General features: G+C 36.2%; 10 protein-coding genes. 4 read left to right on the top strand and 6 right to left on the bottom strand.

What is annotated here, in order from left to right; translation table 11 throughout:
• Nucleotides 1-4 precede the first annotated feature (4 nt).
• Nucleotides 5-1,516 (bottom strand): Fe-S cluster assembly protein SufB, encoded by a 1,512-nt coding sequence (gene sufB / locus ACFIKY_RS03460; RefSeq protein WP_375636108.1) that lies wholly within the window; start codon nt 1,514-1,516, stop codon nt 5-7.
• A 192-nt stretch (nt 1,517-1,708) separates the two neighbouring features.
• Entirely contained in the window at nt 1,709-2,854 is a 1,146-nt protein-coding gene (locus ACFIKY_RS03455; protein ID WP_015856378.1) for a cysteine desulfurase family protein, read from the bottom strand.
• A 161-nt stretch (nt 2,855-3,015) separates the two neighbouring features.
• Here ACFIKY_RS03455 and ACFIKY_RS03450 point away from each other — a divergent pair, with 161 nt between their 5' ends.
• The 3 genes from ACFIKY_RS03450 to ACFIKY_RS03440 all read left to right on the top strand — a co-directional run bounded on the left by ACFIKY_RS03450 (nt 3,016) and on the right by ACFIKY_RS03440 (nt 5,938).
• The gene (locus tag ACFIKY_RS03450) at nt 3,016-3,696 is read left to right on the top strand and encodes an alpha/beta hydrolase (protein ID WP_015856377.1); all 681 of its coding nucleotides are present in this window, start codon (nt 3,016-3,018) and stop codon (nt 3,694-3,696) included.
• 316 nt (nt 3,697-4,012) lie between these two features.
• Nucleotides 4,013-5,266 carry a tyrosine--tRNA ligase gene (gene tyrS, locus ACFIKY_RS03445; RefSeq protein WP_375636109.1) on the top strand — a complete coding sequence of 418 codons (1,254 nt, stop codon included), beginning with the start codon at nt 4,013-4,015 and terminating at the stop codon, nt 5,264-5,266.
• Nucleotides 5,267-5,452: 186 nt separating this feature from the next.
• Nucleotides 5,453-5,938, top strand: a complete 486-nt coding sequence (locus tag ACFIKY_RS03440) for a peroxiredoxin (protein ID WP_375636110.1) — start codon at nt 5,453-5,455, stop codon at nt 5,936-5,938.
• Nucleotides 5,939-6,274: 336 nt separating this feature from the next.
• Here the strand turns inward: ACFIKY_RS03440 and prfB are convergent.
• From prfB to ACFIKY_RS03425, 3 genes are all read right to left on the bottom strand, one after another.
• A protein-coding gene (gene prfB / locus ACFIKY_RS03435; RefSeq protein WP_015856374.1) for a peptide chain release factor 2 occupies nt 6,275-7,403 on the bottom strand; the annotation gives its coding sequence in 2 pieces (ribosomal slippage) (nt 6,275-7,333 and nt 7,335-7,403; 1,128 coding nt in all).
• Nucleotides 7,404-7,571: 168 nt separating this feature from the next.
• The gene (locus tag ACFIKY_RS03430; RefSeq protein WP_375636111.1) at nt 7,572-10,037 is read right to left on the bottom strand and encodes a penicillin-binding protein 1A; all 2,466 of its coding nucleotides are present in this window, start codon (nt 10,035-10,037) and stop codon (nt 7,572-7,574) included.
• A gap of 168 nt (nt 10,038-10,205) precedes the next feature.
• Nucleotides 10,206-11,435, bottom strand: a complete 1,230-nt coding sequence (locus ACFIKY_RS03425) for an N-acetylmuramoyl-L-alanine amidase (RefSeq protein ID WP_375636112.1) — start codon at nt 11,433-11,435, stop codon at nt 10,206-10,208.
• 588 nt (nt 11,436-12,023) lie between these two features.
• Between ACFIKY_RS03425 and ACFIKY_RS03420 the strand changes: the two genes are divergently transcribed.
• Entirely contained in the window at nt 12,024-14,654 is a 2,631-nt protein-coding gene (locus ACFIKY_RS03420) for a ribonuclease E/G (protein ID WP_375636113.1), read from the top strand.
• Nucleotides 14,655-14,741: 87 nt separating this feature from the next.
• On the opposite strand, the gene ACFIKY_RS03415 is transcribed toward ACFIKY_RS03420, so the two are convergent.
• Nucleotides 14,742-15,353, bottom strand: a complete 612-nt coding sequence (locus ACFIKY_RS03415; RefSeq protein WP_375661405.1) for an invasion associated locus B family protein — start codon at nt 15,351-15,353, stop codon at nt 14,742-14,744.
• Nucleotides 15,354-15,947 lie beyond the last annotated feature (594 nt).

The raw sequence follows: 15,947 nt of genomic DNA, 5'->3' as shown, positions 1-15,947 counted from the left end.
TAAATTATCCAACACTACCTTCAAGGCTGATACCAATAAGCTTTTGTGCTTCGACAGCAAATTCCATGGGAAGTTTTTGAATGACCTCTTTTACAAAACCATTTACAATTAATGCGATAGCTTCTTCTTCGGGAATTCCTCTCTGCATAACATAAAAAAGTTGGTCATCAGAAATTTTTGATGTTGTGGCTTCATGTTCAAACTGAGCTGTTGCATTTTTTGCTTCAATATAAGGAACTGTATGCGCACCACAATCATTTCCGATTAACAAACTATCACATTGCGTAAAATTACGCGCATTTTGTGCTTTTCGATATGCTGTAACTTGTCCTCGATAAGTGTTATTTGAAAAACCTGCAGAAATGCCCTTGGAAATAATACGACTGGATGTATTTTTTCCCAAATGAATCATTTTTGTACCGGAATCAATTTGTTGATGACCGTTTGCAACAGCAATAGAATAAAATTCTCCACGCGCATTATCACCACGGAGTAAGCAGGATGGATATTTCCAAGTAATCGCAGAACCAGTCTCAACTTGTGTCCATGAGATTTTAGAGCTATCACCTCGACAATCTCCACGCTTCGTCACAAAATTATAAATACCGCCCTTTCCATCTTTATCGCCAGGATACCAGTTTTGTACTGTAGAATATTTAATCTCTGCATTTTTAAGGGCAATAAGTTCAACGACAGCCGCATGAAGTTGGTTTTCATCACGTTGGGGTGCTGTACACCCTTCAAGATAAGAAACATAGGAATCTTCAGCGGCGATAATCAATGTTCGTTCAAATTGGCCAGTGTTGCGTTCATTAATCCTAAAATAAGTTGAAAGCTCCATAGGACAACGAACCCCTTTGGGAATATAAACAAATGAACCATCTGTGAAGACAGCTGCATTTAAGGCCGCATAATAATTATCACTTATAGGTACAACTGTTCCTAAATATTCCTTAATAAGCTCAGAATGTTCAATAATCGCCTCTGAAATAGAACAAAAAATCACACCAGCACGTGCCAGCTCTTTTTTGAATGTTGTTACAACAGAAACAGAATCAAAGACTGCATCAACAGCCACCTGCCCCGATACAGACATACTGTCATCGAAAGTAGAGGGATCAGACTGTTTTCTTACTCCTGCCAAAATCTCTTGTTCTTTAAGGGGAATGCCAAGTTTTTCGTACGTTGCTAATAACTCAGGATCCACTTCATCCAAAGATTTTGGTCCTGTATGATTTTTTGGAGCAGCATAATAATAAAGCTCCTGAAAATCAATTTTAGGATATTCAAGACGCGCCCAATGAGGCTCTTGCATTGTCAGCCAACGTCGGTAAGCTTTTAAGCGCCATGTTAGCATCCATTCAGGCTCATGTTTTTTAGCAGAAATAAATTTGATAATATCTTCATTTAAGCCTTTTGGAGCTTTATCTGTTTCAATATTGGTTTCAAAACCATATTTATATTGGTCAACATCTATTTCACGTACTTGGCGTATTGTTTCTTGTACTGCCGGCATCAATTTTCTCCATTTTTTGGCGTCAAAAACCGGTAACTATTGGCGTCAAAAACCGGTAACTAAAAGTCTTGTTTTTTTACAAGATTAAAGTAGCAAGTTATTTCCTAGGCTATAGGTAAAGTGCAAAAATTTCAATCAAACTTATCTTATTTTTAAAATAATTCTAATTTTATAACTTTCTGATGATAAATCTTACCCTTTTTTCTTGCTTATAATTTGAGAAAAAAACGATAGAAAATCATCAATATCCTCAGAAGTTGTGTCCCGCCCTAGCGAAATGCGAATGGCACCATTTGGAACATGATACCCCATTGCCTCCAACACTTTGCTTTGTTTTACTTTTCCCGAAGAACAAGCCGAGCCGGATGATATAGAAAACCCTTCTAAATCAAAAGCAATTTGCATCGTTTCAGCTTTTATATTTTTCACGGTAAAGTAAGTTGTATTTGGCAAACGTTGAACTCTTTTGCCAAAAATTTCAACATTTTTACTTATTTTTTGTAGTCCATCTTCTAATTTATTGCGTAAATATATTAACTGTTTTATTTCTTCCTGTGTGAAACAATCAGCCATTGCTGCCCCAAAAGCAGCAATAAGGGGCAATGCTTCTGTTCCTCCACGGAGACCTTTTTCTTGTCCTCCCCCAATAATAAGAGGTTGTGGCATAAGAAGATTACCACATGAAACAAAAGCACCTATTCCTTTAGGACCACCAATTTTATGTGCAGACAGTATAAAAAAATCTCCTCCTAGCTGATTAATATCCACGAAATTTTTATCGACATATTGTGTCAAATCAACAATAAGAGTACCTCCTAAATCCCGAACAATAGCGGCGATTTCTGTTAACGGTTGAATAACACCCGTTTCACTATTTGCAGCTTGAATAGCAACAAGAGGTAAACCTTTTGTTTTATCGTGAACCGTTAAGAGTGATGTTAATTTATCTTGTTGAATGAGCCCGTCTTGATCAACAGCAATGACGCTTATCAATTCTTTAGAAAAACGCCCTCCCTCTGCAACAGAGGGATGTTCAGTCGCTCCAAGGTAAAGATGAGAAAATTGAACTTTTGCATTCCCCATATTGTAAAAGGGTGTTAACAAAGTCATCGCTGCTTCACTCGCACCAGAGGTAAATACCACGTGATCTGGATCTGTTTTAAGATTTTCAGCGATTTGTCGACGTGCCTTTTGCAACAAGGTTTTAGCCGCACGCCCTTCCTTATGAACCGATGATGGATTACCAAATATCTCTAAAGATTCCACTAACGCCATCCGTGCCATTTTTTTGAGCGGTGTTGTTGCGTTATGATCAAAATATCGGCGTCTTATAACCATTTTACATCGCAATCATTAATCTTATGAATTGATTAAAAAAATAGCGCAATTTTCTTGAAAAGTGCACTAAAAAAAGAATATCTAATAATTATTTAAGAGATTCTATGGTAAAAGTCGACCAAGGTCAATGAAAGCCTTTTATTGCATTTAAGGAGCATTTTATGCCAGAAATTATTTTTAACGGTCCCGCGGGTCGGCTCGAAGGGCGTTATCAACCTTCACAACAAAAAAATGCACCCATTGCGATCATTTTGCATCCTCATCCCCAATTTGGTGGAACTATGAATCATAAAATTGTCTATGACCTCTTTTATATGTTCCAACAACGTGGCTTTACAACTTTACGTTTTAACTTTCGTGGTATTGGTCGTAGTCAGGGTGAATTTGATTATGGAATAGGAGAACTTTCAGATGCTGCTGCTGCTCTCGATTGGGTGCAAACACAACATCCAGACTCTAAAAATTGTTGGGTAGCAGGATATTCATTTGGAGCATGGATTGGTATGCAGCTTTTAATGCGCCGACCGGAAATTGAGGGATTTATCTCAGTTGCCCCTCAGCCTAATGTTTATGACTTTTCATTTCTTGCACCTTGTCCATCTTCTGGACTTATCATTCATGGCGGTATCGATAAAGTTTCCCCCCCAAAAGATGTTCAAATACTTGTCGATAAATTGAAAACACAAAAAGGAATCATCATCACACAAGAAATATTGGAAGAGGCTAATCACTTTTTCAGTGGATGTCATGAAGAACTTATTGAACGATGTGCCCACTATTTGGATAACCATATCACCAATGAACTTCTCGCTCCTCCTCCTGAAATACTTTCACTAACTTAGGAAAACACGATGGATTTATAAAAAATCAGAAAAAATCGTCTTTGATCATAACTAAAGTAATTTTTTTAGTCTGTACTTAAAACTTTTCTAAATTTTATTCTAGGATAGAAATGAGAATAACAGAATGCATTTTTTCTATCACCTAGAAATCTCTTTTTTAGCGTAAAAAGGAAATAATACCTGTATTATTATCTTTATATTATCAATATGTCTCTTTCTCTTGTGATGTGTGCATCAGTTATGATAGATAACGCTCCATCATATAATCACCTATTATATGAAATGAATGCACTCTTAAAATTAGGAAATTGAATCTGTGTTTGCCTTTAAATCTGATTTTTTACACATTATGAGCGAACGTGGTTTTATCCACCAAATTTCAGATGAAAAAGGCTTAGATGATCTTTTTTCAAAAGAAACTGTAAGCGCTTATATTGGATTTGATCCAACAGCATCGAGTTTACATGCTGGAAGTCTTCTTCAGATTATGATGCTTTATTGGTTACAAAAAACGGGTCATCGTCCCATTGCTTTAATGGGTGGAGGAACCGGATTAATCGGTGATCCTTCCTTCAAAGATGAAGCGCGACGTCTTCTGACACAAGATGATATTGCTGCAAATATCGATGGTATTAAAAAGGTATTTGCTAACTATTTGACATTCGGTGACCGAGAAACTGATGCTTGTATTGTGAATAATGCTGAATGGTTATGCAATTTAAACTACTTAGAATTTTTGCGTGATGTGGGAAAACATTTTTCTGTCAACCGTATGTTGTCATTTGATTCTGTCAGACTCAGACTTGAGCGTGAGCACTCTTTGTCATTCTTAGAGTTTAATTATATGATTCTGCAAGCTTATGACTTTGTTGAACTTTATAAACGTTATGGGTTGCGTATGCAAATGGGGGGCTCTGATCAATGGGGCAACATTATTAACGGAATCGAATTAGGGCATCGTTTAGGAACACCACAATTATATGCGTTAACATCACCATTGTTGACAACCTCTTCCGGTGCCAAAATGGGTAAATCATTGAATGGGGCTGTATGGCTGAATGCGGATATGCTTTCACCTTATCAATTTTGGCAATATTGGCGCAATATAGAAGATGCTGATGTAACACGATTTCTAAAGCTCTATACCCTATTGCCAATGGATGAGATTCTTAAACTTTCTGTACTACAAGGGACAGAAATTAACGAAGCAAAAAAAATTCTTGCAACAGAAGTTACAGCAATGTTGCATGGACGTGCTCTTGCCAATGCAGCAGCAGAGACTGCTCGCAAAACGTTTGAAGAAAAAACTCTGGGAGAAAATCTTCCAACTGTTGAAATTAATGCCTCAGAATTAAAAAAAGGTGTTGGATTGCTCACTCTTTTAGTACAAGCAGGACTCGCTAAATCTAATAGTGAGGCACGCCGACACGTTCAAGGTGGAGGTGTACGTGTAAATGATCAAATTATTGAGGATGAAACACATCTTATTATTGAAGGGGATGTCAGTGCGGAAGGAATCATTAAGCTTTCTTTCGGTAAGAAAAAACATATTGTGATAAAACCAGTATAATCTTTTGTTGTTTTGTTTATGTTGTTCACGCCGATCTTGTTCTTTCAATCCAATCGTTGTGATAGAGCGAGTTTTGTTAGGAAAATAAAGGTCTCTTAAAAACAATAATATTCTAGAGAGTTGAATAGTTCTTTTCTTCTGTGTATTCTGATATCTTATACTTATTACACAAGAAAGATGAAAACAATGACAAGATCAATGAAAGGTGCTCTTGCTCCTGATTTTAATTTGCCTCGCGATGGAGGAGAGACAGTATGTCTTTCTGACTTTAAAGGAAAACCTGTTGTTTTATATTTTTATCCAAAAGATGACACCAGCGGTTGCACAAGCGAAGCACTTGATTTCACAAAATTAAAGATGAAATTTGATGAAATTGGTGTTGCTGTTATTGGAATCTCTCCAGATAATGTAAAAAAACATGATAAATTTAAAGTAAAATATGAACTTGATGTCATCTTGGTTTCTGATGAAGAAAAAACAACCCTCGAAGCTTATGGTGTTTGGGTTGAGAAAAGCATGTATGGACGCAAATATATGGGTGTTGAACGGAGCACTTTTTTAATTGATGCAAATGGAATAATAGCAGAAGAATGGCGCAAAGTAAGCGTATCTGGGCATGCTGAAAATGTTTTAGCTACTGCAACACTTTTACATCATAACGCTAACTTATAAATTGAGTGTTTGATTTATCTTAAAAAGCAAAAGTCATCCTCCGAATTGATTTTAGTTTTTCAATGGATTCAATTTTTACAATATATTGATTTATAAGGATAATGAATTGTTTTATATTTATATTAGTCCTCCGAATATCGCAAATTTTTCTTATTTCAGCTTTCTATCACTTGCAATATCATAAGCAGGATTGGCGTGTGAGAAAAAATTGAAGAAAGGAACAAGAAAATCCCTCTTTGAACCTTTAAAGTATCAAGAACTATCGTAATATCACAACATCAATAAAACAAACAACTTAAGAAAAAAATCTACATGGCTTGAAGGAAGGATATATAATTAACGAATATCCTCAATTTCTTTGTCTTGTCCATAAATGCGCCGTGCGAGTGCTGCCTCTATAAATGCATCTAAATTACCATTCAGTACGGATTGTGGATCCGTATTTTCAATCCCTGTACGCAAATCTTTGACAAGCTGATAGGGTTGAAGAACATAAGATCTAATTTGATGTCCCCATCCGATTTCTGTTTTAGAAGATTCAGCAGCATTGGTTTCTTCTTCTCTTTTTTTAAGCTCTTCTTCATAAAGCCGTGCACGCAACATCGACCAAGCAGTAGCGCGATTTTTATGTTGAGAACGCTCTGTTTGACATTGAACAACAATACCCGTTTTTATATGTGTGATGCGAACAGCGGAATCTGTCGTGTTAACATGTTGTCCTCCTGCTCCCGATGCACGATATGTATCAATACGCACATCTGCCTCTGAAACATCAACTTCAATATTGTCATCAATAACTGGATAAACCCAAATGCTTGCAAAAGAGGTATGGCGCTTTGCATTCGAATCAAATGGAGAAATCCGCACCAAGCGATGAACGCCTGATTCTGTTTTTAACATTCCATAAGCATTATGCCCTTTTACAAGAATAGTCGCTGACTTTATTCCTGCTTCTTCTCCATCATGAATTTCTAAAATTTCAACCTTCATTTCATGCTGTTCAGCCCAGCGCATATACATACGTAAGAGCATAGAAGCCCAATCTTGGCTTTCTGTTCCCCCTGCTCCAGCATGAACTTCTAAATAGGTATCATTCGGATCTGCCTCTCCTGAAAGAAGTACATCAATTTGCCTTTTATCTATCTCATTTTTAAGATTACGTATTGAATTTTCTGCATCAGCAATAATTTCAACATCACTTTCTTCTTCGCCCATCGCGATAAGCTCAATGCATTCTTCAAGTGTTTTTGTAAATGATAAAAGACCATTGATTGAATCATCAAGACGTTGACGCTCACGCATCATATCCTGTGCTTGTTGTGCATCATCCCATAATGACGGATCTTCCGCTTTTTGATTAAGATATTCGAGACGTTTTAGTGATTGATCCCAGTCAAAGATGCCCCCTTAGCAATTGAATTGCTTTCTGGATTTCATCAACTAATGTTTCTATTTCTGCTCGCATAATTTAACACCGTATTTTTTAACACTCTTTCTGGTTATGTCACTAGAATTTTATACAAATTTGATAGCTGCTATGAGGAAATAGCATGGACTTATCATTCTATTTACAGGACCGACACTGTAAAAAAAATAAAAACTATAGACTCATGGCAAAAGGAGATTTTGTTGATTAATACAGCCCACCTGTCCCACTTTCAAGGGCTTTATTGACTTGTGGAGAAGTGGTTACTGCAGGAACACCTTCTTGAAAAGAATTTGTACTCCCAATAACTTGATATATATCAGCAGGACCAGTCCCTGGTTTAAATGCTTCTATAATGACATCTTGATCTCCTCTTTCCGCAAGCATTCCTGTTTTCCGATTAATTGGCATTAAAATCATACCCTTTGGCATCTTAAAGGGAACATCTGGCTTTCCTTTAAGAGCATTTGCCATAAACTCACCAAAAATAGGTGCAGCTAATGAACTTCCGGTTCCATTATATCCTAATGGAGCAGGTTGATCGTAGCCGATAAAAATACCAACGACAATGTCAGGAGTAAATCCCATAAACCAGACATCTTTAGAGTCATTGGTTGTCCCTGTCTTAGCGGCAATATGTCGATTAAGATAACGTAAACGTGCTGCAGTACCACGCTGAACAACCCCTTCCATCATGGATGTAATCTGATAAGCAGTCATAGGGTCAAGAACTTGATCTCGCTCATCAATCAATGTGGGTTCACGTTGATTATTCCATGAAGGCGTATTACAATTTTCACAAATACGATCATCATGACGATAAATTGTCTTTCCATAACGATCTTGAATTCTGTCTATCAGAGAAGGCTTAATAGAGCGTCCCCCATTGGCAATAACTGAATAAGCTGTAACCATTCGTAATACTGTTGTTTCACCAGCCCCTAAAGCCATGGGAAGATAAGGCTGCAATTTATCCACTATGCCAAAGCGTTCTGCATATTCAGCGACAAGAGGCATTCCCATATCATTGGCAAGCCGTATTGTCATAAGATTACGAGAACGCTCAATACCATAACGCAACGTTGAAGGTCCTGCAAATGTACCACCATAATTTTTTGGTTGCCAAACTTCCCCATTATATTGACGAACTTCAATGGGGCCATCTAAAACAACGGATGCTGGTGTATACCCGTTATCAAGAGCTGCTGCATAAACAAAAGGCTTAAAAGCAGACCCCGGTTGGCGATAAGCTTGGGTTGCACGATTGAATTCAGATGCAGCAAAAGAAAATCCTCCCACCATAGCAAGAACGCGCCCTGTATGAGGTTCCATAGCAACAATTGCACCTTCAACCTTTGGAATTTGTTGTAAACGATAAGTGTTGTTTGTATTGGATAGTTTTTCAACAAAAATGACATCCCCAACTTGCAGAACATGAGATAAATTCTGAACAGTTTTTCGATAACCATTTTCTTTTACAACATGGAGTGCCCATTTTGAATCAGATTCAGATAAAACAGCAATTTCCCGTTTTTTTGATAATATACCTGAAGCTTCGCGCTGTGGCTGTAAACCAATCTCTACTTTATTGGGATTAGCAGAAAGAACAACAGCTAAACGCCATTCAGGAACATCACTTAGCCCCGTGATATTTGCAAGTTCTATCCCCCAATCACCTTTTTTATCGATATGCGCATAAGCTCCACGCCATCCTTGCGAATGATCAAATCTAATTAATCCAGCGTGCAAAGCACGTCGCGCAATAAGTTGTAAATGCGGATCAAGCGTTGTACGAATGGAAAGCCCACCTTCATAAAGTGTCTTAGCCCCATAGCGATGTATTAAACGACGTCGCACTTCTTCAGTAAAATAATCAGCCGCAAAAACATAGCTATCACTCCCACGTATTGTCGCTCCTAAAGGTTTAGCTTTCGCTTTTTCACCTTGTTCACGCGTTACATATCCATTTGCAATCATCCGATCTATAACCCAATTGCGCCGATCAATAGCACGTTGTGTATTCTTAAATGGATCATAATTTGCTGGCCCTTTTGGAAGAGCAGCCAAATAAGCACATTGTTCTAGCGTCAGATCATTGACGGATTTATTGAAATAGGTCAAAGAAGCAGCGGCTATACCATAAGTACCACGACCCAAATAAATTTCATTGAGATAAAGTTCGAGAATATGATCCTTTGAATAAGTTTTCTCAATACGCATTGCTAAAATAGCTTCCTTAAATTTACGCTCTAACGTTGTTTCTGAACTTAAAAGAAAGTTTTTAGCGACTTGTTGCGTTATAGTTGATGCACCCTCTGGACGTCTTCCAGAACCAATATTACGAATATTATTGATCAAAGCTCGAGAAAGTCCTTCGGGATCTAAACCAAAATGATGATAAAAGTTTTTGTCTTCAGCCGAAATAAAAGCATTTATAACAAGCTTTGGTATTGATTGAATTGGTAAATAGAGGCGATGTTTTGTTGCAAACTCTGCCATAAGACGGCCATCAGAAGCATGGACGCGGGTCATTACCGGCGGCTCATAAAGTGAAAGAACTTCATAATCAGGGAGTGCATTTGCTTGACCACTGGTCATAACACCCCATGTTATTGCTCCACAAAGTCCAATAGCAACAAAAAAACGAAGAAGATATCTCAAAAAAATCATCATAAAAACGGCTATCGCTTTCTTAAGAATTAATCAAAGAAAAAATACGTTACTTCAAACACACCAAGCGGATATCACCACAAGATTGAGATCAAGAGAAATTATTTTCTATCTTTTATTTATACTAAGGTACACTAGAACCCCATATTGATACTCTATTTTCTCACAAATTTAAAGAGGCTGTATCATTTTCTGCCTATAATGAGCAAATTGACGAATAGAATGAGCAATAGAGGCTGCCATTTGTTTTCTCCAATGAGGATCATTTAATAACTTTTCGTCCTCTTTATTGGATAAATAACCTATCTCTATCAAGACGGAGGGTATATCTGAAGCTCTTAAAACTTGAAAATTAGCATACCGATGTGGGTTATTAATCAAGTTAATATGATTCTTTGATAAACTTGAAATAACACTATTTGCAAAATTAACCGAAAATGTATGTGTTTCACGTCGTGTAAGATCCATCAAAATATCTGTAACTTCGAGTGTTTCATCTGCAGGCAAACCATCCAGCAAATCAACTTTATTTTCATTTTCAGCTAAAGATTTTGCAATGGCATCAGAGGCTTTGTCTGATATGGTATACACTGTAGCACCGCGAAGAGAATGTAGATCAATCGTATCTGCATGAATAGATATAAAAAGATCAGCATCGAGCTCTTGCGCTTTTTTAACTCTTTCACTTAGTCTTAAAAAAATATTGGAATCTCGCGTTAAAGCAACAGTAATATGAGAATCCTTTTGTAATTCGTCTCGCAATGCACGCGCAAAGTCTAAAGTCACATCTTTTTCTAAAACTCCAGTAACACCCCGTGCACCGCCATCAATACCACCATGACCAGGATCAAGAACAACACGAAAATTATATGCTGGCATTAACTGCGTTTTTGTATCAAAATTGGTCTTTTGCTGTTTTTTTAATATTTCATCAAATTTTTCTAGTGTAGTTTTACGAATATCAATCAGCAACTGCCATAAATCATTATTTAATTTTTTTACGACACTTTTTTCAATTACAAAGGCCGTTTTACTTGTCAAAATAATGCGTGAAGTCTGTATGTCAGAAAAAGCATAACGCACATCTGAAAGCATAACGGATAATGTATTCTGTTTCTTTAAAGGCGTATTTTGCATCGAAAAGTCAATTGTAGGTAAATTGATAACCAACCGTGCTGGCCTGTCCAAAATCTGTAAACGAACATTTGGTTTTGAATTGAAAACCGCAATAATACGCGTATGAACACTATCACCAATGGTTCGAAAATTAATAAGTCTCAGAGGATCTGCGGCTTGAACACTGGTTTGGAATAGCAAAAATAATAATAAAAAGTATGTGACAAGCACAATAACATTCCCATAAGCTGTTTTCAGCTTTTTGGTAAAGAAAACTCTTATCATAAGCAAAATACTCTACATTACATTTGTAATAATTTATCTTGGTTATATAAAAACGATACACCAATTTATTCTCTATTTTTCAATAAAAGCTAAATAAACACCCAAAAACGAAATTAAGGTCATTAAAGACATTATCATTATACATGATTTACATTGTTACTTGCCAAACGCATGATATCAACATAAAAGAATATTTATGCTTCCTAGCTGATAATAGTCATCTAAATTATCTGTAACTCATATTAAGTTGTCTTTAGAGGTTTTTTGCCTATTATGCATTGAGACTTTTTTATGGATGAAAAATTTCTATGTTATAACATTAGGATTGCATTACTTAAGATTCGTTGGTTCGGATATCCGAACTGTTTTAAAGATTATTTTACCGGAGACTTTTAAGAAATATGAGTCATAAAAAACAGATGGAGATAATGATGAGAAATGGTGTAAATGCAGTCATGCCTTTGCACGTGGTGTTCCGTCCTGTTTTTCTGGTACCTCCCTTTTATGGCAGACAGCCTTTTATATTTACGAATAGTTATAGCGTTCGTTTGAGTAAAATTGTGCATGTCGCCTTCAGGATATTAGCTTATGTCAAACAAAATGCTTATAGATGCCTCCCATCCGGAGGAAACACGTGTTGTTGTTGTTCACGGCAACAAAATTGAAGAACTTGATTTTGAATCAGAACATAGAAAACAGCTCAAGGGGAATATTTATCTCGCACGTATTACGCGTGTAGAACCGTCTCTCCAAGCAGCTTTTGTTGAATATGGTGGAAACCGACATGGTTTTTTAACATTTTCTGAAATTCATCCTGATTATTATCAAATTCCTATTGCTGATCGCCTTGCTCTTCTTGAAGAAGAGGAAAAAGCAGCTGTAGGAGAAAATTCTATAGATGCCTTTACGGAAGAAGCAACTAAAAATAAAAAACGCTCCAGAAGAACAAAAAAAAATGGAAAAAACAATGTCATAGCAGCCGATATTGAAAATGATATCACATCTGAATCAACAATAATTGATAATACAGAAGAAGCATTAAATGCCGATATCTCTTATGATGAGATCGAAATGGTTGGTGCTGAGGACATCCGTGAAGAGCTCCCAATTTATCAAAGAAAACAAGGGCGCCAGTATAAAATTCAAGAAGTCATTAAACGACGTCAAATTTTGTTGGTACAAGTCATTAAAGAAGAGCGTGGTAATAAAGGTGCTGCCCTTACAACATATCTGTCTTTAGCAGGTCGTTATTCTGTTCTAATGCCCAATACAGCACGTGGTGGTGGTATTTCACGAAAAATTACGAACGTACAAGACCGTAAGCGTCTTAAAGAAATCGTAAAAGAATTAGCCGTTCCAAAAGGTATGGGTGTTATCTTACGAACCGCTGGTGCCAATAGAACAAAAGCTGAAATTAAACGTGATTATGAATATCTTATGCGGTTATGGGATACTATTCGCACTTTGACACTCGAGTCAACGGCGCCATGCCTTGTCCATGAAGAAAGTAATCTCATCAAGCGTTCTATACGAGATCTTTACAATAAGAACATTAGTGAAATTCTTGTCTCTGGAGACCAAGGATATCGTGAAGCGAAAGACTTTATGCGTATGCTTATGCCAAGTCATGCAAAAGTTGTGCAACCTTACCGTGATCCTACACCCATTTTTGCAAGAAATAATATTGAAATTCAACTTGATAAAATGTTGCAACCACAGGTTTCTTTAAAATCTGGTGGTTATCTTGTTATTAATCAAACAGAAGCACTTGTTGCTATTGACGTAAATTCTGGCCGCTCTACGAAAGAATTCTCTGTCGAAAAGACAGCTTTACAAACTAACCTTGAAGCTGCTGAAGAAGTAGCGCGTCAATTACGCTTGCGTGACCTTGCTGGTTTAATTGTGATTGATTTTATTGATATGCTTGAAGAACGCAATGTAAAGCTGGTCGAAAAAAAATTAAAAGATTGTTTAAAAAATGATCGTGCTCGTATTCAAGTAGGTCATATTTCACACTTCGGCCTTTTAGAAATGAGTCGTCAACGTATTCGCATATCGGTTTTAGAAAGTACAACACAGCCCTGCCCGCATTGCGCAGGAACAGGAAATATACGTTCTGAATCATCAATTGCGTTACATGTCATGCGCTCAATTGAAGAATATCTTCTTCATAATTCGCAATATAATATTATCGTGCGCACACCCGTAGCAACAGCGCTTTATGTATTAAATCATAAACGCAACATTCTTGTTAATTTAGAAACTCGCTTTAAGCTTAATATTAGTATTGAAGCAGATGATAGTATTGGAACGCAACATCTTGTTATTTCTAAAGGCTCAATAGCAGAGAGCATTTCTCGATCTTCATTGGAAGATGTTAATAAGCAAGAAATTGAAGATTCTGTTTTCACAGAAAGTGAATCTATTGAAAATCCTTCTCCCATTGAAACAAACCAAAAGCGTCGGCGCAAAAATCGTCACGATGAAATTACTGATCATTCTCTCTCCAACGTTCATAAAAAAGAAGATACCTTGAGTGATGATTCTTATCGTCGAGGACGTCGTCGAGGACGTCGTGGTGGTCGACGCAATCAAGATAATAGTTTTCATCAGATTCGCATTCCTTACGCAGAACCAGTGGGAGATTTTGCTAAGCAGGCTTTAGCAGAAATTAAAGCAGCACACCGCAAACATCGTGTTTCACCTGCTAAATCTTTTGAACTTGAAGAAACAAAAAATAATACACAAGCTCTAGATATACAACAACAGGGTGAATCTGAAAAAAATGATACAAGTATTAAACCTAAAAAACGTAAAACACGTTCTTCAAAAGTAGTAGAAAATCAACTTTCTTTAGATAATGATCAAAATGTCGTAGAACAAAAATCTCTTGAAGAAAAACCTAAAACTAGTTCAGTACGTAAAGCTAAAACAAAAAAGGCAGACAAATCTATTCATAAAGTAGAAGATAAAACTCTTGAAAATAGTAAAAAGTCAACACGTGGAACACGTAAAAAATCATCTTCTAAAGAGGCAACGCAAATACAAAAAATATTAGAGAAAGAAACTATAATCGAGATGGAGGAAGTTGTCGAAACCTCTCCTTCCCAAATTGAAGAAACAATTAATCAACCCGTTGTTGTTTCATCAACGCCTAATGATTCTTCCAAAACTGAACGTATTGGTTGGTGGAAACGCAGAATTCTTTCGAAAAATTAAAGATTAAAAAAACCGCCACAGTTTTCTGTGACGGTTTAAATAAATAATTATAGAAGACGTTTCAACCAATTCTATGGTGTGGGTTTATCACTTTTGTTTTGCTTTTTCTTGCTCAGCCCGCATACGATCTTCAATTTCTTTTTGCTTTGATTGAATAGCTTGCTGCATCTTTATTTGTTCTTGTTGGAAATCTTTTTCCTCCATACCAGAACCGGTATAGGCTGCTGTAAACCCATTAAGAGAAAATTCAATAGGATTAGCTGAACCACGGAAATTAACTGTGGTTACAACCATTTTTGTACCACTTTTCATAGCAGCTATAAGCTTATCATCTAAGACATCATTGGCAATACAACTTGGTCCATTACAAATAATATAAGGAATTTTTTTAGAGAAGTCGTCACCAATTTTAATGTGAACACCTTCTGGCAAAAAACGACCTGTAGGTACTTGAATACCTATACGTTTTTCATTTTGCTTCCCTTTTATTTCAACAAGATTAAAAGCCGTTAAAGGTTGTCCCGTATTCGATAATACAGTATTCATTGTATTACAAATATCAACATCATGCTGCTTACTGCAAACTTTGTACCAACCTTGTGATAAAGTTTGCGCATTTGCAGAAATACCAGCTATAAGAAAAAGGGCAGCGGCTCCAACTAATACTGAAACAGCAGAATAAACATTTTTATGCGACATGATTAAGTTAATCCTTTCAACGCGCTTTTAAGTAACTTCAAAAAAATATTAAATATAATTCCAACTTAAATTTATTAAATTATAATGAAATAACACTTAATTTTACTATTTTTACTTCAATATAAAAAAAAAAGTCAAATTTAGAGAAAAAAATACGACAAGCTATTCTAATTTTTATACACCCATATAATTCCCCTCTTTATCATATTGGTGTTTGATGCAATCTATCCATAAAACACCTCTGTGCATTTAAGCTAAGATTACACAAACGAATCAATATTGCAATATTAATTAAAATAAACTCCTGTACTACTCTAAAAATCTTACTAATTAAACTTTTTACATTTATTACTCTTCATGTTAAGCTCGTAGAGCCTTAGCAACAGCTGTTGTAATGCATGAAGCTTCAAAATATCAGATAAATTTTACTTTTTTCTTTATGTGATTCGTGTGATACACAAAAATAAAATCATTTACGGTATTATTGAAACATTTCATAAATTAAAACCACTGATTGTCTAAAATTTCTGCATAATTGTAAGAGAACTTTTTGCTAATGGACAATTTTCTGCCCTTGTTTACAAAACAAGGGCG

The organism is Bartonella sp. CR127HXZ (assembly GCF_042194555.1).
Taxonomy (GTDB): Bacteria; Pseudomonadota; Alphaproteobacteria; order Rhizobiales; family Rhizobiaceae; genus Bartonella; species Bartonella grahamii.
This window is presented reverse-complemented; position numbering and strand designations above follow the sequence as displayed.

Bases quoted from the DNA above. Each gene is read 5' to 3' on its own strand.
- sufB (WP_375636108.1), bottom strand. From the start codon at position 1,516: ATGCCGGCAGTACAAGAAACAATACGCCAAGTACGTGAAATAGATGTT.
- ACFIKY_RS03455 (WP_015856378.1), bottom strand. From the start codon at position 2,854: ATGGTTATAAGACGCCGATATTTTGATCATAACGCAACAACACCGCTC.
- ACFIKY_RS03450 (WP_015856377.1), top strand. From the start codon at position 3,016: ATGCCAGAAATTATTTTTAACGGTCCCGCGGGTCGGCTCGAAGGGCGT.
- ACFIKY_RS03440 (WP_375636110.1), top strand. From the start codon at position 5,453: ATGACAAGATCAATGAAAGGTGCTCTTGCTCCTGATTTTAATTTGCCT.
- ACFIKY_RS03430 (WP_375636111.1), bottom strand. From the start codon at position 10,037: ATGATGATTTTTTTGAGATATCTTCTTCGTTTTTTTGTTGCTATTGGA.
- ACFIKY_RS03425 (WP_375636112.1), bottom strand. From the start codon at position 11,435: ATGATAAGAGTTTTCTTTACCAAAAAGCTGAAAACAGCTTATGGGAAT.
- ACFIKY_RS03420 (WP_375636113.1), top strand. From the start codon at position 12,024: ATGTCAAACAAAATGCTTATAGATGCCTCCCATCCGGAGGAAACACGT.
- ACFIKY_RS03415 (WP_375661405.1), bottom strand. From the start codon at position 15,353: ATGTCGCATAAAAATGTTTATTCTGCTGTTTCAGTATTAGTTGGAGCC.